The organism is Leifsonia sp. YAF41, assembly GCF_052113185.1.
Taxonomy (GTDB): Bacteria; Actinomycetota; Actinomycetes; order Actinomycetales; family Microbacteriaceae; genus Cryobacterium.
This window is the reverse complement of record NZ_JBFRCS010000001.1, coordinates 157,242-174,033: the sequence shown is the minus strand read 5'-3', so window position 1 is coordinate 174,033 and position 16,792 is coordinate 157,242. Positions and strand designations below refer to the sequence as shown.

The window sequence follows — 16,792 nt, the reverse complement described above, 5'->3', positions numbered from 1 at the left end:
CTGTGCGCTCAGCGCATACACTCTTGCGTATGCCGCAAGACATTGAATTGGAATCCGTGGTGCGGAAACGCATCCGTGGACTGCGCCTGGCACGGGGATGGTCACTCGACACTCTCGCCGCACGGTGCTTTCTCAGCCCGTCGACGCTGAGCCGCATCGAAACGGGCCACCGCAGAATCGCTCTCGACCAGCTGGTGCTCATCGCCCGGGCGCTCGATACGACGCTCGATCAACTGGTCGAGCCCATCGATGACGACGACGTGATCATCAGACCAGAACCACAACACGCTCCCGGGCTGACGACATGGTTGCTGTCGCGCGAGCCGTCGTCGCGCGGAATGACGGTCGCGAAGATGCGCATCACGCCCGAACGGCCTGCCGGAGCAGAGCATGTGCAAGTGCACCCGGGCCGCGAATGGTTCACGGTGCTCTCCGGAACCGTCAGCTTGCAGCTGGGTGACCGGGTCGTCCTGGTGGGCGAGGGCGACGCCGCCGAGTTCTCGACGATGGTGCCTCACGTCATCGGTGCACACGACGGCCCGGTAGAGATTCTCACGATCTTCGACCACGACGGTGAACGCGCCCACATGCACACGACAGCTGTCGGTCCCGAGCACTAGCCAGTACTCGCCAGCACGAGCCGTGGCGCTCGGGCCGACCCGTCAGGCAAAAATATTGACCGGCGACGACGAGCGCGAGCATAATGACCCTCAGTAATAGCTCCACCAGTGCAACGAGGCCGAGAGGTCGACAGCAGAGCATTTCGCTCTTCAACGAATAGGTGGTCGAAAAATGAGTACTGTCAAAGAAACCGGATGGGTCGGCTGGGCTCGGTTCGCGGGCGTCATCATTCTCGTCAGTGGAATCTTCAGCGGAATCCAGGGCCTCGTCGCCCTGATCGGACCTAACACGTACTACGTCGCCACCGAGGGCTCGCTCTACCTCTTTGACGTCGCCGGCTGGGGATGGTGGAACCTCATCATCGGCATCCTGCTCATTCTCACGGCATTGGCGCTGTTCACCGGGGCGACCTGGGCGCGGGTGGTTGCCATCATCCTCGCGGTCATCAGCGCTGTCGTTCAAATGATGCTCATTCCGGCCCAGCCGTGGTGGGCGATCATCGTCATCGGAATGGACGTGCTGATCATCTACGCGCTCACCGCACACGGCCGCGAGCTTCGCTCAGACGAGGGGTAGTCCGGGGCGAAGGGTAGTCCGGGGCGAAGGGGGACACAGGTCATGAAAAAGTGGTCTGTCGTCATCATCTTGGCCTGTGCTCAGTTCGTGATGGTGCTCGACGGCACCGTGATGAACGTTTCGATCTCCACCGTGGTCGCCGACCTGGACACCACCGTCGCAGCGATGCAGGCGGCGATCACGTTTTACACACTCACCATGGCGTCGATGATGCTGCTCGGTGCGAAGCTCGGCGACGTGTGGGGGCGTCGTCGGGCGTTCGTGATCGGCTCCTGCATCTATGCGCTGGGATCGCTGATCACCGCTTTCAGCCCGAACGTGCAACTGCTGTTCCTCGGTTGGTCAATCATCGAGGGGCTGGGAGCGGTCCTGGTCATCCCCGCCATCGCCGCTCTGGTCGCCGACAATTATCAAGGGCGTGCCCGCATCACGGCTTTCGCGACAATCGGAGCAGTTTCCGGTGCCGCGGTCGCCGCCGGCCCACTGATCGGCGGCTTCGTCACCACCTACTTCAGTTGGCGCTACGTCTTCGTCGCTGAGGTCGTGATCATGGCCGTGGTGGTGCTCTTCGCCCGCGTGATCAACGATCCCACCCCGCGACAGTCCGTGCGCATCGATGTGTTGAGCGTGCTGCTCTCGGCAGCGGGCCTGGTGCTCATCGTGTTCGGGATGCTGCAGAGCAAGACGTGGGGATGGGTCATCCCGCTGCAGTCGCCCGAGGTCGCGGGAGCACCGATCGCGCCGCTGGGCATCTCCCTCACGGCCTGGCTGATGGTTCTCGGCGCTGTACTGCTCTACCTCTTTGTCCGACGTCAGCAGCACCTCGTCGCCATCGGCCGCCCGCCACTGTTGCGCGTCGAAAAGTTCTCAATCCGGCAATTGCGCAGTGGCCTGAGCGTGCTCGGGGCCCAGTACGCGGTCACCGCCGGGCTCTTCTTCATGGTGCCAGTCTACCTGCAGATGACCCTGGGGCTGGACGCCCTGCAGACCGGCATCAAGATCTTCCCGCTCTCCATTTCACTTATCCTCTTCTCGATCGTGGGAACAGGCCTGTCGCGGGTCTGGGGTCCGCGCCGCATCGTGAGGACCGGTCAACTCATTCTTGTGGGCAGCGCGTTCCTGCTGCTCTGGTCGGTGACTCCCGATCTGCGGAGTGGACTCTTCGCCACCGGAATGTTCCTCGCCGGAACCGCGCTCGGGCTCCTGGCCTCCCAGCTCGGCAACGTGAACATGTCGAGCGTGTCGGAGAAAGAATCGAGCGAGGTCGGCGGATTACAGGGAGTGTTCCAGAACTTGGGATCCTCGCTCGGAACCGCCTTGATCGGGTCCATCCTGATCGGCGCCCTCTCGACGTCGTTCGCGACGGGAGTTGCCGACAGCGACGTTTCGCCCGAAGCGCGATCAATTGTGAACGAGGCGACAGTAGGCGGCGTGGAGATCGTGCCCGCCGCAACCGTCGACGAGCTTGCGCGGGAGGCGGGACTCTCCGCCGAGGAATCCGCAACGCTTGCCGACATCTACCAGGAGTCCCAGCTTGGATCCCTGCGTGTGGGGTTCTTCGGGCTCATCGTGATCGCAGTGGGGTCTCTGGTGTTCTCCCGCGGCATCCCGATTGAAATTGCCGGCAAAAAGCAAAATGCGGATGCGAAGAAGTAGGCGCCGCAGGAAAGCGGGGGTCAGATGAGCCAATCAACACCGATCCGACGGTTGCTCCGTCGGCCCGTTGCGAACTCGGAGTCGCTCGAGTCGTCGGCGCTTGTCGTCGGCGCCATCGTCTTCGTCGTATCGGGCATCGTGGCCGCGCTGTGGTTCTGGGGGAGCGGTGACCTGCCGATCTCCGGCCCGGGTTCGATCGGACAGTTCGTGGCGCTGGGTTCGGCAACTGCCGCGATTGTGGTCTTCGCACTGGCGCGAATAATCATGAATTCGCGTGGGAACGACGGTCGCGGAGTCTGGAACCGACTTGATATGCCGGGTGTGCGCCTGCACTGGTTCGACGTCGCCGCACTGGCACTCGCCCACGCGATCATCGCACTGCTCGGCTGGCTGGGCATCGCGAACCTGCTTGAGAAGAGTTTCACCGGTGCTGTCGTGTACTCGCTCGCGGCGGCGGTGCTGGCCGGAGCGGCCATTGCCGTCACGGCATACATCGTCGTGCTCTCGGCAGTGCGCCTCACCCCGATGCTCTTCTCGGTGATCCTCGCCGCATTCCTCGTCGTCGGTACCTTCGCAAGCATGTTGAGCGCCACCGACCCGTACTGGTGGCAGAAGAATCTGAGCACCCTGGGAATCTCTGACGATGTCTCGTCGCTCACCTTCAACGTCACCCTGATCATCGCCGGCGTCATCGTGACGACCATCGCCCACTACGCGACGGCCGCGATCCCCGTTGCGAACGAACGAGAATTGCGCGGACGGAATCTCGTGCGGCTCGCGTTGGTCGTGATGGGCATCCTTCTGGCCTGTGTCGGCCTCTTCCCGGTCGACAAATTCCTCACGGCCCACAATGTCTCGGCAAGCGGGATGGCGATCATTTTCGTGACAATGGTGCTCAGCCTCCGCCGCTGGATTCCCGCAATGCCGCGCGTCTTTGTGCTGCTCGGCTACATTTTCGTCGGAGTGATCGTGGCGCTCGCAGTGTTTTTCATCACCGGCTACTACAACCTGACCGCGGTCGAGCTTGTCGCGTTCCTGCTCGTCTTTGGATGGATCATCCTGTTTCTGCGCAATAGCGGTGCGATGTCGAGCCGGCTGAGCGAGGTTGTCACGACTGCGCCGGAGACGCAGCCGAGCGAGCAATGACGTCTTCCGGCCGGGGCAGGGAGCATCGGAGGCTCAACTCGGCATAGTCCCTGATGTGCTGCAGGAGCACGGCACGCGGGGGTGTCATCCCAATCAACGGGTAAAACCCGAATGAATCCTCGAGTGCGACGATGCATCGTGCGATCTCATCTGACGGATGCACGGGTTCGAATTCTCCGACGGCCCGGCCGATCTCAATGAGGGTGCGAAAGAGCATCACCTGCCGTTCGGTGAGCGATCGGTGGAGCGCCTGCAACGACGGATTCTCGATGACTGAGGCGTTGTTGGCGTACACCCACTTCAGTTCGTCACTGACGACTTCCGGGATGCCGCCCTGGATGAGTAAAGCGAGTCGGTCGGTGGCGCTGAGCGGTAGCTCCGTGAGCACCTTGCGGCGCTCATAGAACTCCTCCATCACCCCGTCAAGCGCCGTCGTGGCCAGCGCGTCCATGCTCGGAAAGTAGTAGAGCACACTGGCCGGACTCACCTTGGCTTCGGCGGCTACTGCCCGAACATTCACGCCGGCGGAGCCGCGGGAGGCGACTTTCCAGAATGCCGAGACGAGTTCGCCTCGTCGTATCGCTTGCCGCTCAGTCTTGCTCACAGCGTCAGTCTATGGGGCGGGCTCTACTCGACCCGCTCGACCGTCGAGATCGTCTCGGTGAGCGCGCCGTAGTGCTGGGGCGCGCGTCGGCGAATGACCAGACCGTAGACAATTCCGACGAACAAGAGCACGGGGGTGGGCATCAGCAGCAGCCAGTTGACCGGCCCCACCAAACCGGTGACGAACTCGAAGTTGGTCACGATCAACACGAAGCTCACGATGAGGCCCAGCGCGCCGATCACCGGTGCCACGACGACGCGCCAGGCGCTGTGCCCTTGACGGTCTTTCGCGAAGTACATCACCACGGCCACCGCGGCGGCCGCCTGGGCGAACACCAACCCCTGCACTCCCGTGGCGTAGGTCCAGAGGCCGAGGCCGAGGAACGGGTCGGAACCGAGCAACGCGGCGAGGACGATCGCAACAGCGCAGACCGCGCTGATCGCAAAGCTCGCGATGTGCGGCGCATGCGTGGTGGGATGTGTGCGGCCGAACGCTCGGGGGATCAGCCGATCCCGACCGAGGTTGAAGGTGTACCGGCTCGATGCATTGTGGAATGCGATCAGGCAGGCGAGAAAGCTCGTCACGATGAGAAGTTTCATGACCCAGGCAGCCCACGGGCCGACGGCCTGCCCGGCGCCTGTGATCACCATCGTTTCGAATCCGTCTCCGAGTGCGAGCTCGATCACGCCGTCGACGCCGAAGGCGACGGTCAGAATCCAGAAGGTTCCGGCGTAGAACACTGCCAGGAAAGCGACGGCGATGAACGTGGCCATCGGGATGGTGCGCTCGGGGCGTTTCGCCTCCTCGGCATAGATTGCGGTGCTCTCAAAACCGAGGAATGCGCCGAACGCTGTCACGAAGAGCATCCCCGAGGAGGTGCCGAAGAAGATGTATTCCGGGTTGAAGGGCGCCAGGCTCCACTGTTCCGGCCCACCGCCGATGATGACGGCGATGGAGAATACGAGCAGCACGGCAATTTCGGCGGTCAGCAGAACTGCGAGCACCTTGGCGCCGACGTCGATCTGGCGGTAGCCGAGAAGAGCGACGACGGCCAGTGCGCCGAATGCCCAGATCCACCACGGCAGCACGACTCCAAACAACTCTTCCGCGGTGAACTCGGCGTAGAACCCGAAATACGCGTAAAAGCAGATCGTGAGAAACAGATACGCGAAGAGAGTGACCAGAGCGATCCCGATCCCGACCGGCTTACTGATTCCACGCGACACATACGCGTAGAACGCACCGGAGTTCTTGACCGACTTCGACATCGCGGTAAATCCGATTGCGAAGAAAATCAACACGACGCCGGCGACCAGCATTGCTCCCGGCGCACCGATTCCGCCGATGCGGAAGGCAGTCGGCGCCGAGCTCACAACCACGGTGAGCGGCGCGGCAGCCGAGAGAACGAAGAAGACGATGTCCCAGGTTCCCAAGCGGCCGGCGGCCAGACGATTTTCGACGGGCGGCCCCGCTGGCGCGCGGTGGGTGATGTTGTGCTGGGTCATCGTTGACTCCTCGAATCACTGTGTCTGGACATGTTCTGAACTAAGTTCAGACTGAGTGTATGGGTTTCTGTCACTGTTTGTAAGGGGCATGCAAGAATATCTGAGATCCGTTTAAATCCTTGATTGGGGTGCTATGAGTATTCTCCCGGCTGACTCGACCCGGCCGCGCGCGCGGTCCTTCGGAATTCCACTCGACGGTGTGACGGGGCATCACAACGCAATCACCGATGTCCCCGGCGTCCTCGTCGGCATGGTGACGGTAATCCGTGACACCGATGACGCCGTGGCACGCACGGGCGTCACCGCGATCCTGCCTCGCGGAAAGGACGGGGTCGGCGTGCCGTGTGCCGCGGGCACCTACTCGCTCAATGGAAACGGAGAGATGACCGGTCGCGCGTGGATCGACGAGTCGGGATCGCTCGCCCTTCCCATCGCCATCACCAACTCGCACTCGGTCGGCGCGGTGCATCGTGGGGTCAATGAGTGGCTCCACCGCACGAATCGTGAGGTCTCGGCGCAGTGGATGCTGCCGGTCGTTGCCGAGACCTGGGACGGCTATCTCAACGAGATCAACGGGCAGCACGTCGAGTCTGACGATGCGGGCATGGCACTCGACCGGGCGAGCCCGGGGCCGGTACCCGAAGGAAACGTCGGCGGCGGAACAGGCATGAATTGCTATGGGTTCAAGGGGGGCAGCGGTACTGCCTCGCGGGTGATCACCATCGACGGAGCCGAGTACACGCTCGGTGTGTTCACACAGGCGAACTTTGGATCTCGCAAGGAACTCCGTGTGTCAGGGGTGCCGCTCGGCCGGCAGTCAGCAGCCCCGAGCCCGATTGAAGCCGACGACGACTGGCTCGCAGCCGATGGCGGAGGGCGGGCCGTCGGGGGAGCCGGCAGCGTGATCGTGATCATCGCCACCGACGCCCCGCTTCTCCCCGGCCAATGCGCGGCGCTGGCGCGGCGGGTGCCCCTCGGCTTGGCCCGGAGTGGCACGACGGGAAGCCATTTCTCGGGAGATATCTTTCTCGCATTTTCAACGGCCAACCCCGGGGCGCTCAGCTCGCGCATGGAGGTGCCAGACGAGACCTCCCGACTCGAGAGCTTGACCTTCCTGCCCTGGGGGTCGATCGACGCACTCTATGAATCGGTCGTCGAGGCGGTTGACGAAAGCGTGCTCAACGTTCTCGTCGCCGCGGAAGACATGGTGGGGCGCGCGGGGCACGCAAGCTATCGTCTGCCGCACGAGGAAATTGTGGCGGCCTTCGGTCCGGCACCTTCCTCCGCGGGCGACGAGCCTGCGAATTGAATCGAGGGCGAAGAGAGACCCTGGTCAGCGCCGGAGCGCGGCGCGCTCGGCGAGTGCCTGATTCACCGGTGCGAATGCGACGCGATCCAGAACGAGTTCAATCTCGCGAATCCGCCCGTCGGTGACAGACAGTAGCTCGATGCAGCGCACGGCGCCGGCCTCGGTGTCCGTGACGAAGTCGTAGACGACACAGGCGCGGTCGCCGGCACTGAAGACCTCGCGGATGTCATTGCGCACGAGCGCGGGAAGCAGCCGGCCGAGCGCTCCGATCCACGCGGATTTGTCGAGGGTTGCACCGGCAAAACGGGCGGCCAACGCCTCGTCGAGAAGCTGATCGAGCGGGGCGAGGTCGTGTGCGCTCACCGCTTCGATATAGCGGCGGGCGACGGATGCCGCGACAGGGCTGGTGTCGGGCGTGCTGGTATCTGGTGTGCTGATGCCTGATGTGCTGGTCATGATGCGTTCTCCCTGGAATCTCCCTGGAATCTTGCCGCCAACCTAGACCACAAATGACCACTTGTACAAGGGGTTGTTGGTGGTATAACGGAAACAACCTAGATTGCGGAGGTGACAGTGATGTCAGCACCGATGCTCGACCAGGCTTTGCGAGCGCTCGCCGATGCAAACCGGCGCGCGATCCTCACGGAGATTCAGTCGAGTCCGCGGTCGGTCGGTGAAATCGCCGGGGGCGTCGGCCTCTCGCAGCAAACGACATCCCACCACCTCGGCGTGCTTCGAAGCGCCGGGTTGGTCGTCGAGACTCGGGCGGGAACCCGGCATTTGTTCCTGGTGAATGATGACGGGTTCGGGGCAGTGCGGTCGTATCTCGACGGCTTCTGGCCAGGCAAGCTTGCAGCCCTTCAAACGGCCGTCGAAGCAGGACGGGATCGAGCCAATGGCTGAACATGCATCGTCGATTGAGATCCCCGCCAGTCCGGAGGTGGTGTTCGAGTATCTCGTGACGGCGGAGGGACTCACCCTGTGGATGGGGGAGCACGCGGTACTCGACGCGCGTGCCGGAGGCGTCTTCGAGGTCGACATCGCCGGCTCCCCGATTCGTGGCACCTTTCTGGAGGTCGATCGGCCGCACCGAGTCGTCGTGTCCTGGGGCGTCGCCGGAAGCGAGGATCTGCCTCCCGGCGCATCCCAAGTGAGTTTCACCCTCATACCCACCGACTCAGGTACCCGGGTCGACCTTCTGCACAGTGGGTTGCCCGACCTCCGGGTCGCCGGCCACATTGAGGGGTGGGCGCACTTTCTCCCGCGGCTGTCGATCGTCTGCCGGGGCGATGTCGCACCCCTCGACACGTGGATTCCACTGCCGCTTCGAAGCCAGTGAAGTCAGCGGCCGGTGGTCGCATCCACGCATCCGGGTGGGTTTGAATTTCCGCTGAGCGCAAAATCCTGGCAGGTCAGAAAACGAGCTTGCTGTGTTCCCAGCACGAAACTGGCCACGACCATCAGGGCGATCACGGCCAGACCGAGGGCGACAATTCGGCGGGGGATGCCGTCGCCGAAATCGGGCCAGAAGATGCGGGCCAGAACCCAGCTGGTGAACGGGACTCCGGCGATCGCAATGACGAAGGCGAGCGCGTCGATACCGACGAGGATCGGACCGCCACCGGGGCGCCCGGCGAAGGAGAGCGCGAGCCAGACGCTCGGAATGGCCAGCGCGATCAGGCGACGGATGCGGTGGGGTGACGGTCGGGGCTGAAACGCGACGACCACAAATGTCGCGGTTGCCGCCACCCAGACGGTGAGCACCTGGTCGAAGAAGAGTTGCCCCCACGCGCCGAGCGTGAACGCGGGCCACCAGACAGTGAGGCTCACGCCCACGACGGCCAATCCGACAAGCGGGTGCCTGACCCGCCTCGGGGTGCTCCCGTCGCTCACTGTGGCATCCATATTCGGAAGATTAGCGGGAACCGAACCTGATTCCGCGAGTTCGGGGCAACCAGCGCGACAGGAGTGATCAGGCCGACGAGAGTCGGAGGCATCCACTCGTGTAGCGTCGTACAGGGGGGTCGTTCACTACGCCTCATCACCCGAATCTCGATACCGGAGGCGTCACAGCTTTGGCAACACAACCCGCAGGAACATCCGCAGCGAGAATGAGCGGAGGCTCCCGGCGGAGGCTCCGCCGCCCAGCCGCATGGATCATCGGTGGCGTTGTCGTCCTCGCAGTGGGAATTGTCGGCGCTGTGGCACAGAATCAGCCCGAAGCGGGCACCGTGGTGTCGCCTTCCGCGAGCGCATCCGCGGCGGAGCCAGAACCCGGGGCCGGCGAGTCTGCGGCACCGCAACTCTCCCAGCTCGCCCGCCGTGACCCGGCCGACACCGCGGCGAAGGGTGCGGTCGACGCGCCTCTCGTCATCATTGAGTATGCCGACTTCCGATGCGCCTACTGTGCGGTCTTCACCAACGAGGTGCTGCCGACGGTGCTGACCGACTATGTCGAGTCGGGGCTCGTGCGCATTGAGTGGCGCGACGCGCCGGTGCTCGGCGCAACTTCGCCGGATGCCGCGATCGCCGCTCATGCCGCGGGTGCGCAGGGGTTGTTCTGGGAGTACAACGCGGCCCTCTTCGCGACCTCGCCAACCAGCAAGACGAACTGGGACAGTGAGGCCCTGCTCGCGATCGCCTCCTCGATCCCCGAACTCGATGTCAAGGCCTTCACTGATGCCCTCGACGACCCGGCCCACGCACAGCGGGTCGCGCGCGAGGCGCAGGAGTCGACAAGGATCGGGGTGGCCAGCACTCCCACATTTGTCGTCGGAAATACCGCCGTGCGCGGAGCGCAGCCGCTCGCGGTGTTCCGCGAGGTCATCGCGCAGGAGCTGGCTGCTGTGGGCCACTGATGGATATCGGTTACCTCGGGGCGCTTCTCGGTGGGGTATTGAGCCTACTCAGCCCCTGTTCAGTGATGCTGCTCCCAGCGTTCTTCGCCTATGCCTTCACCAACCCGGCGACGCTGGTGGGCCGCACCGGCGTTTTCTACCTTGGCCTCGTAACAACCCTGGTCCCTCTCGGCATCCTTGCCGGCACGATCGGGGCCTTCCTTCTGCGCTATCAAAGCGAACTGATATCCGTTGCTGCGGTGTTGGTGATTGTGCTTGGTCTTGTTCAGATGCTCGGCATCTCTCTACCGGCAGTGGGTCGCCGCGACCCGGCTGACACGGGGAGCACCATCACTGTCTACGTGCTTGGTGCCGCCTACGGCGTCGCCGGCGTGTGTACGGGTCCCATCCTCGGCTCCGTACTGACGATGGCAGCGGTCGGGGCGAACCCGACCTATGGCGGCATCCTGCTTGCGATCTACGCGCTCGGGATGACCGTGCCACTGCTCGTTCTTGCCCTCGTCTGGAAGAGAATCCAGCGGAATCGCCGAGCGTGGGTTCGGCCCCGTATGCTGCGCATCGGTCGCTGGACGAACAGCTGGCACGCCATCGTCTCGGGGCTGCTCTCGCTGACCCTCGGTGTGTTCCTTCTCCTCGTGGGCGCTGAAGGGTTCGGCGGCATCGTGTCGACCAGCGCCGTCTTCGCCCTCGAGTCTTGGGTCGTGGATCTGGGCGGAAGCATCCCGAACGTCGTCGTCATGATCGGCGCACTCGTCGTCGCTGGTGCCGTTGCAACCATCGCCCTGCGTCGGCGTGCACGCGCGTCTGAATTACCAGGCAGTGAAGAAGACCGGGAACGCGACGATTCTCCGGCATCCTTCGTAGGCTGAGCAGATGCACTCGCTGACCGATGGACCTCGCGCCGAGCTTCAGGCGCTCTGCGAACGCGGAATCGATTGGAACGCCGACGTGTCTCGCGTCCTGCCCGACGTCGCCCACGCGCGCCGCGCCGCAGTCCTGATCCTGTTTGGGGTGCTCGATTCGGTGCCAGCGGCCACTCCGCACTCTGCGGATGTGACGACAGAACCTGCCGAGGAATCGGCGGTGTCCCCGGTGCCGCGCGACCTCGACGTGCTGCTGCTCCGCCGCGCGGCGACACTCGGCAGCCACCCGGGACAGATCGCCTTCCCAGGCGGCCGCCTCGAGGAAACGGATGTCGACCCCACGGCCGCAGCACTCCGCGAAGCGGTCGAGGAGACTGGGCTCGACCCCGACGGACTTGAAACGCTCGGCACGCTGGCCGAGCTTCCGCTGGCCGTGAGCAATCACCTCGTCACACCGGTGTTGGCCTGGTGGACGCACCCGTCGGAGGTTGCGGCCGTTGACCACGAGGAGACCGTCGAGGTGTTCCGGATTCCGGTTGCCGACCTGCTCGACCCGGCCAACCGCGCGCACACCGAGCATGCCGTCGGCATCCGCACCCTTCGCATGCCGGCGTTCACCGTCGACGGCAGGCTCATCTGGGGCTTCACCGCGCTCGTACTGTCTCGGCTGTTCGATGAGCTGGGTTGGGCGACGCCATGGGACTCCGGCCGGGTCGTGCAGTTCCAACTCTGAGCGGCAGCACCAACCAGAGGGTCGCCCGTTGTCGGGCAACTGGTTCGGTCGCCGCTACCCGGTCACGACGAAGTAGCTGAGCGCCGCGATACCGACAATGACGATGAACACCCGGTAGACGCTCTGCGGCAATTTCTGGCCATACCTTCCGCCGAGCGTGCCGCCGAGAAAGGCGCCGACGGCGATGACCAGCGCGGCCCCCCACGCCACCTCGCTGAAGGCCACAAAGACGAGCGCTGCCGAGAAGTTTGCGGCGCCGGCCATCACGTTCTTGTAGGCATTCGCCCGTTGGAGTCCGCCCTTGATGAGCAGCGGCAGAAAGCCCAACAACAGCACGCCCTGAGCGGCGCCGAAGTATCCTCCGTAGACGCCGGTCAGAGCCGCCGCGGTGAACAGCGGCGCCTTCTTCTCCGGTTGATCGGGTCGGTTGGCGTGCGCGGCCGACCAACTTTTGACGACGGGGCCGAAGACCACCAGCAGGAGGGCGATCACGATGAGCGCCGGGACGATCATCCGAAACGCCTCGGCGGGCAGCTGCAGCAACAGCAGAGCACCTGCGACACCGCCCGCAGCCGAGAACGTGGCAATCACGCTGAGGTGTTTCCACTGCCCGGCCAGGAGGCGACGGTAGGTGATCGTGCTGGCGATGGAGCCGGGCACCATGCCGACGTTGTTCGTGACGTTGGCGAGCACCGGCGGGTAGCCGAGCGCCAACAGGGCCGGAAAGGTGATCAGGGAGCCGGAACCGACGACTGCATTGATCGCGCCGGCCAGGGTGCCGGCGACGAAGAGCACGACGACTTCGACAATGCTCACAGAACGACTCCAGTCACGACGATTACGCCCTTCGATTGTGCGCTGTCCGAAACAATTCGTCGATCAGGGCCGATCCGATCGTAGCGGCCCAGCGGGTCGGCTGCTGCCCGGGCCGGGCCGAGGCTCCCGCCGGTGAAATCGCTCCCACACACACCGGCAGCGGAGGTGAGTGGCAGGATTGCAGCATGGACCTCCACATCACCGGCGACACCGACGCCGACACCCTTCTGACCGAGAACCCCCTCGCCCTGCTCGTCGGCATGCTCCTCGACCAGCAGGTGACCATGGAGTCCGCCTTCGCGGGCCCGGCGAAGATTCGTGACCGCATCGGATCGGTCGATGCCGCGACGATTGCCGGCTACGAACCGGATGCCTTCATCGAGGTGTTCAAGCAGAGCCCGGCGGTCCACCGGTTCCCGGGTTCCATGGCCGCACGCACCCAGGCGCTGTGCGCCGCCGTGCGTGACGAATGGGACAACGATGCCTCACTCATCTGGGCCAAGGGTGAACCCGACGGTGCCGAGATTCTGCGCCGGTTGAAGGCGCTGCCGGGCTTCGGCGAGCAGAAGGCGCGAATCTTCCTGGCGCTGCTCGGCAAGCAGCGCGGCGTCACTGCCGCGGGCTGGCGCGAGGCGGCCGGACACTACGGTGACACCGATGCGTACATGTCGGTGGCCGACATCGTTGACCCCGAGTCGTTGGCGCGTGTGCGCGAGAACAAGAAGGCAGCGAAGGCAGCAGCAAAGGGCGCTGCGCAGAAGGCGTGATCGGCGGGAACCGTGACCGCCGACGTGAGGCGGGGTCACGGGACCTTCGTCTCTAGCGTCGAGTCGACCTCCTGTCTAAGGTCCGAGCGTGAACCGCCACACCGTCGGTCCAGGGAGAACGGAATCCTCATGTCGAAACCCTTCAGCGGCACCATCAACATGGACATCAGAGACTCGGTCCCTGACTGGGAGCCTTTCCAGCCGCCGACGGCCCCTCCCGGGGCGCCGAACGTGGTGTTCATAGTTTTGGACGATGTCGGCTACTCCGCGATGTCGTCGTATGGCGGGCCGATCGACACCCCGAACATCGACCGGATCGCGGCCGACGGCATACGCTACACCCAATGGCACACGACGGCCCTCTGCTCGCCGACACGCTCCTGCCTGCTCACCGGGCGCAATCACACGCGCAACAGTATGGCGTGCATCACCGAGGCCGCAATCGGCTTTCCGAACGCGAGCGGCACGATCCCCGCGGCCAACGGGATGCTGTCGGAAGTTCTGGGGGACCTGGGCTGGAACACCTACATGGTCGGCAAATGGCACCTGTGCCCGGAGGTCGAGATGAATGTGGCGTCCACTCGGCGCAACTGGCCGTCGGGCCGTGGCTTCGAACGCTCGTATGGATTTCTCGGCGCTGAGACGAACCAGTGGTACCCCGAGCTCATCTACGACAACCACCCCACCGAGCAACCGAAGAGCCCGGAGGATGGCTATCACTTCTCCATCGATATCACCGACAAAGCTCTCGAGTTCATCCGGGATGCGAAAGCGATCGCTCCGGACAAGCCGTATTTTCTGTACTACGCTCCAGGCGCGGCCCACGCACCGCATCACGCTCCGAAGGAATGGGCCGACCGCTACGCCGGAAAGTTCGACCAGGGCTACGAGGCGATTCGTGGCGAGACGTTGGCACGGCAGAAGACCATGGGAATCGTTCCGGCCGACACCGTGCTGCCGCCGATGAACCCAATCGGAACTCCGTCCACACGGACCGGCCCCGACGGACTCCCCTTCCCGGTCATGGACGAAACCCGTCCCTGGGACTCGCTCGGAGATGACGAGAAACGGCTCTTCTCCCGAATGGCCGAGGTCTATGCCGGGTTCCTCTCTCACGCAGATCACCAGATCGGACGCCTGCTCGACTATCTCGAAGAATCCGGAGACCGGGAGAACACATTGATCGTCGTCGTCTCCGACAACGGGGCCAGCGGCGAGGGCGGTCCGAACGGATCGGTCAACGAGATGAAATTCATCAACGGCGTTCCCGACGATATGGCCGACAACCTCACTAAACTCGATGAACTCGGCGGGGTGGCCACTTACAACCATTACCCGAACGGCTGGGCGATGGCCTTCAACACCCCGTTCAAAATGTGGAAGCGCTACGAGTTCAACGGCGGAACGAGCGACCCGTGCATCATGTCGTGGCCGGCCGGGCTGGTGTCCAGAGGCGAGCTGCGTCCGCAATACCATCACGCCGTCGACATCGTTCCGACCATCCTCGATGTGCTGGGGGTCGAGCCTCCGGCACGCATCAAGGGGCACGAGCAGAGCGGCTTCGACGGAGTGAGCATGCGCTACTCGTTCGACACGGCCGACGCCCCCTCAGAACGACACACGCAGTTTTACTCGATGCTGGGATCTCGGGCGGTCTGGCACGACGGCTGGAAAGCTATCACCAACCACCCGACGCTGAGCGGCTGGGGGCATTTTCACGACGACGAATGGGAGCTCTATCACACCGACGTGGATCGCGCGGAGCTGCACAATCTCGCGTCGGAACAGCCGGGCAAACTGCGTGAACTGGTCGACCTCTGGTATGCAGAGGCCGGTCGGAACGGGGCCTTCCCGCTCGACGATCGTTCGGCCTTCGAGATCGTCATGACGCCACGACCGGTCATCGCTGAAGCCCGCGACCGGTACGTCTACTTCCCGGGCACCGCCGAAGTGCCGGAGTCGCAAGCGGTCAACATCCGCAGCCGGTCGTTCATCATCGGTGCGCTCGTCGACTTGCCGTCGACGGATGCCGAAGGCGTACTTTTCGCGCAAGGGTCGCTGTTCGGTGGGCACGCGCTCTACGTCAAGAACCACCGCCTGCACTACGTGAATAATGTCGTCGGCACTCTCGAGCAGATGGTCGTTGCGAGCGAAGACCTTCCGACCGGGACGAACCTGATCGTCGCCGCATCTTTCGTGAAAGATGGCCAAGACGAGATGCATCGCGCGACGGGGATGCTGTCGCTGTACCACGGTGACAAAGAAGTGGCGAGAGTGCGAATCGCCACCCAGCCCGGCAAGTTCTCGCTTGCGGGAGAAGGACTCACCGTTGGCCGTGACAGCGGCGCACCCGTGACGATGGACTACCCGGGCTCGGATCCGTGGTCGTTCACCGGCGGCACCCTGCATCGTGTGCGCGTCGAGGTCAGCGGGGAGCCCTATGTCGATGTCGAGCGCGAGGCGCAGGCCATGCTCATGCGTGAATAGCCAACTTCGCACTCGAACGATTCTGTGGCACGTGGCTACACTCTGACCTAGGCGCCTTCGCCCCGATGAAGGCCCGATCGGACTGTCTGTGGCGCACGACGAAGCGAGCACCTCACACGACCCGTCACGTCACGACGGCGTCGTTCGGGTGCTCCTCGTCTCCGACCGTGAGCTCGTTCGACGGGGGATCGCCGCCGTGCTCGACGACGCGGAGGATATCGATGTCGTGGGCGAAGCCGCAACCGCGCGCTCGGCTCGCGACCTCGTAGCGGCCACCGAGCCCACTGTGGTGGTGGTCGATGTCACCTTGCCCGACGAAAGCGGAATCGATGTCGCGCGGTCGATTCGAAGTGCGCGGCCAGACGTGAGATGCCTCATCCTCGTGGCCGACGACGACGGGGAGACGGCGCGAGCCGCCGCTCTCGCGGGTGCGTCGGGGTGTGTCACCACAAACATTCGCGCCAGCAGTTTCATTGCTGCCGTGAGGGTGACAGCCGCCGGCGAGCAACTGAACGAATCCGCGAGCACGAACGCGGGTTTCGGCCCGGCGCCCGGCTCACGGCAGAGTCGAGCGTTCGACTCGCTCGGCCTGCGCGAACTGCAAGTGCTCGCATTGATCGCCGAAGGCCTCACCAACCGACAGACTGCGGAACAACTGGGGCTCGCCGAGAAGACCGTGAAGAACTATGTGACCTCCTTGCTGTCGAAACTTGGCCTCGAGCACCGCACGCAAGCGGCGATCCTGCATCTCAAACATGAACGATTGTTCGTGACAGCGTCACGGTCGGCCAGGCAGGTCAACCCGTGAGCTTCTCGGCACTCGCATTGGTCGTGTTCGTCGGGCTGCTGGA

The 16,792-nt window shown here is 64.0% G+C and carries 18 protein-coding genes; 13 read left to right on the top strand and 5 right to left on the bottom strand.

Annotation, left to right across the window (positions count from 1 at the left end):
• The first annotated feature begins 29 nt into the window (after positions 1-29).
• The 4 genes from AB4Y63_RS00860 to AB4Y63_RS00845 all read left to right on the top strand — a co-directional run bounded on the left by AB4Y63_RS00860 (position 30) and on the right by AB4Y63_RS00845 (position 3,999).
• The gene (locus tag AB4Y63_RS00860) at positions 30-620 is read left to right on the top strand and encodes a helix-turn-helix domain-containing protein (RefSeq protein WP_441789135.1); all 591 of its coding nucleotides are present in this window, start codon (positions 30-32) and stop codon (positions 618-620) included.
• A 172-nt stretch (positions 621-792) separates the two neighbouring features.
• Positions 793-1,197, top strand: coding sequence for a DUF7144 family membrane protein (locus AB4Y63_RS00855; RefSeq protein ID WP_441789134.1), 405 nt, complete (start codon positions 793-795; stop codon positions 1,195-1,197).
• A gap of 42 nt (positions 1,198-1,239) precedes the next feature.
• Positions 1,240-2,853 carry an MFS transporter gene (locus AB4Y63_RS00850; RefSeq protein WP_441789133.1) on the top strand — a complete coding sequence of 538 codons (1,614 nt, stop codon included), beginning with the start codon at positions 1,240-1,242 and terminating at the stop codon, positions 2,851-2,853.
• 24 nt (positions 2,854-2,877) lie between these two features.
• On the top strand, positions 2,878-3,999 hold the full coding sequence (locus AB4Y63_RS00845; protein ID WP_441789132.1) for a DUF998 domain-containing protein: 1,122 nt from the start codon (positions 2,878-2,880) through the stop codon (positions 3,997-3,999).
• Here the strand turns inward: AB4Y63_RS00845 and AB4Y63_RS00840 are convergent.
• Both AB4Y63_RS00840 and AB4Y63_RS00835 read right to left on the bottom strand, forming a co-directional pair.
• A complete protein-coding gene (locus AB4Y63_RS00840) occupies positions 3,962-4,603 on the bottom strand; it encodes a TetR/AcrR family transcriptional regulator (protein WP_441789131.1) in 642 nt (213 codons plus the stop codon). The two genes, AB4Y63_RS00845 and AB4Y63_RS00840, sit on opposite strands and share 38 nt — an antisense overlap.
• A 23-nt stretch (positions 4,604-4,626) precedes the next feature.
• Positions 4,627-6,108, bottom strand: coding sequence for an APC family permease (locus tag AB4Y63_RS00835; protein ID WP_441789130.1), 1,482 nt, complete (start codon positions 6,106-6,108; stop codon positions 4,627-4,629).
• Positions 6,109-6,241: 133 nt separating this feature from the next.
• Here AB4Y63_RS00835 and AB4Y63_RS00830 point away from each other — a divergent pair, with 133 nt between their 5' ends.
• Positions 6,242-7,417, top strand: a complete 1,176-nt coding sequence (locus tag AB4Y63_RS00830; RefSeq protein WP_441789129.1) for a DmpA family aminopeptidase — start codon at positions 6,242-6,244, stop codon at positions 7,415-7,417.
• A gap of 24 nt (positions 7,418-7,441) precedes the next feature.
• Here AB4Y63_RS00830 and AB4Y63_RS00825 read toward each other — a convergent pair whose 3' ends face one another.
• Positions 7,442-7,873: a nuclear transport factor 2 family protein gene (locus AB4Y63_RS00825; protein WP_441789128.1), complete on the bottom strand. Its 432-nt coding sequence runs from the start codon at positions 7,871-7,873 to the stop codon at positions 7,442-7,444.
• Positions 7,874-7,993: 120 nt separating this feature from the next.
• Here AB4Y63_RS00825 and AB4Y63_RS00820 point away from each other — a divergent pair, with 120 nt between their 5' ends.
• Together AB4Y63_RS00820 and AB4Y63_RS00815 are read left to right on the top strand one after the other, a co-directional pair.
• On the top strand, positions 7,994-8,320 hold the full coding sequence (locus tag AB4Y63_RS00820; protein ID WP_441789327.1) for an ArsR/SmtB family transcription factor: 327 nt from the start codon (positions 7,994-7,996) through the stop codon (positions 8,318-8,320).
• Complete coding sequence (locus AB4Y63_RS00815) at positions 8,313-8,756, top strand: SRPBCC family protein (RefSeq protein WP_441789127.1); 444 nt, start codon at positions 8,313-8,315, stop codon at positions 8,754-8,756. The genes AB4Y63_RS00820 and AB4Y63_RS00815 overlap by 8 nt, the downstream gene beginning before the upstream one ends.
• Positions 8,757-8,758: 2 nt before the next feature.
• Here the strand turns inward: AB4Y63_RS00815 and AB4Y63_RS00810 are convergent, their stop codons facing one another.
• Positions 8,759-9,310, bottom strand: a complete 552-nt coding sequence (locus AB4Y63_RS00810; protein WP_441789126.1) for a hypothetical protein — start codon at positions 9,308-9,310, stop codon at positions 8,759-8,761.
• 308 nt (positions 9,311-9,618) lie between these two features.
• Here AB4Y63_RS00810 and AB4Y63_RS00805 point away from each other — a divergent pair, with 308 nt between their 5' ends.
• The 3 genes from AB4Y63_RS00805 to AB4Y63_RS00795 are packed head-to-tail and all read left to right on the top strand — an operon-like array spanning position 9,619 to position 11,871.
• Positions 9,619-10,275: a DsbA family protein gene (locus tag AB4Y63_RS00805; RefSeq protein ID WP_441789125.1), complete on the top strand. Its 657-nt coding sequence runs from the start codon at positions 9,619-9,621 to the stop codon at positions 10,273-10,275.
• Entirely contained in the window at positions 10,275-11,144 is an 870-nt protein-coding gene (locus tag AB4Y63_RS00800) for a cytochrome c biogenesis CcdA family protein (protein WP_441789124.1), read from the top strand. The genes AB4Y63_RS00805 and AB4Y63_RS00800 overlap by 1 nt, the downstream gene beginning before the upstream one ends.
• Positions 11,145-11,148: 4 nt before the next feature.
• Entirely contained in the window at positions 11,149-11,871 is a 723-nt protein-coding gene (locus AB4Y63_RS00795; RefSeq protein ID WP_441789123.1) for an NUDIX hydrolase, read from the top strand.
• A 54-nt stretch (positions 11,872-11,925) separates the two neighbouring features.
• Here AB4Y63_RS00795 and AB4Y63_RS00790 read toward each other — a convergent pair whose 3' ends face one another.
• Positions 11,926-12,687 carry a sulfite exporter TauE/SafE family protein gene (locus tag AB4Y63_RS00790; RefSeq protein WP_441789122.1) on the bottom strand — a complete coding sequence of 254 codons (762 nt, stop codon included), beginning with the start codon at positions 12,685-12,687 and terminating at the stop codon, positions 11,926-11,928.
• Positions 12,688-12,872: 185 nt separating this feature from the next.
• On the opposite strand from AB4Y63_RS00790, the gene AB4Y63_RS00785 reads away from it, so the two are divergent.
• The 3 genes from AB4Y63_RS00785 to AB4Y63_RS00775 all read left to right on the top strand — a co-directional run bounded on the left by AB4Y63_RS00785 (position 12,873) and on the right by AB4Y63_RS00775 (position 16,749).
• A complete protein-coding gene (locus tag AB4Y63_RS00785) occupies positions 12,873-13,454 on the top strand; it encodes an HhH-GPD-type base excision DNA repair protein (RefSeq protein WP_441789121.1) in 582 nt (193 codons plus the stop codon).
• A gap of 129 nt (positions 13,455-13,583) precedes the next feature.
• Positions 13,584-15,941: an arylsulfatase gene (locus tag AB4Y63_RS00780; RefSeq protein ID WP_441789120.1), complete on the top strand. Its 2,358-nt coding sequence runs from the start codon at positions 13,584-13,586 to the stop codon at positions 15,939-15,941.
• 88 nt (positions 15,942-16,029) lie between these two features.
• Positions 16,030-16,749: a response regulator transcription factor gene (locus AB4Y63_RS00775; RefSeq protein ID WP_441789119.1), complete on the top strand. Its 720-nt coding sequence runs from the start codon at positions 16,030-16,032 to the stop codon at positions 16,747-16,749.
• Positions 16,750-16,792 lie beyond the last annotated feature (43 nt).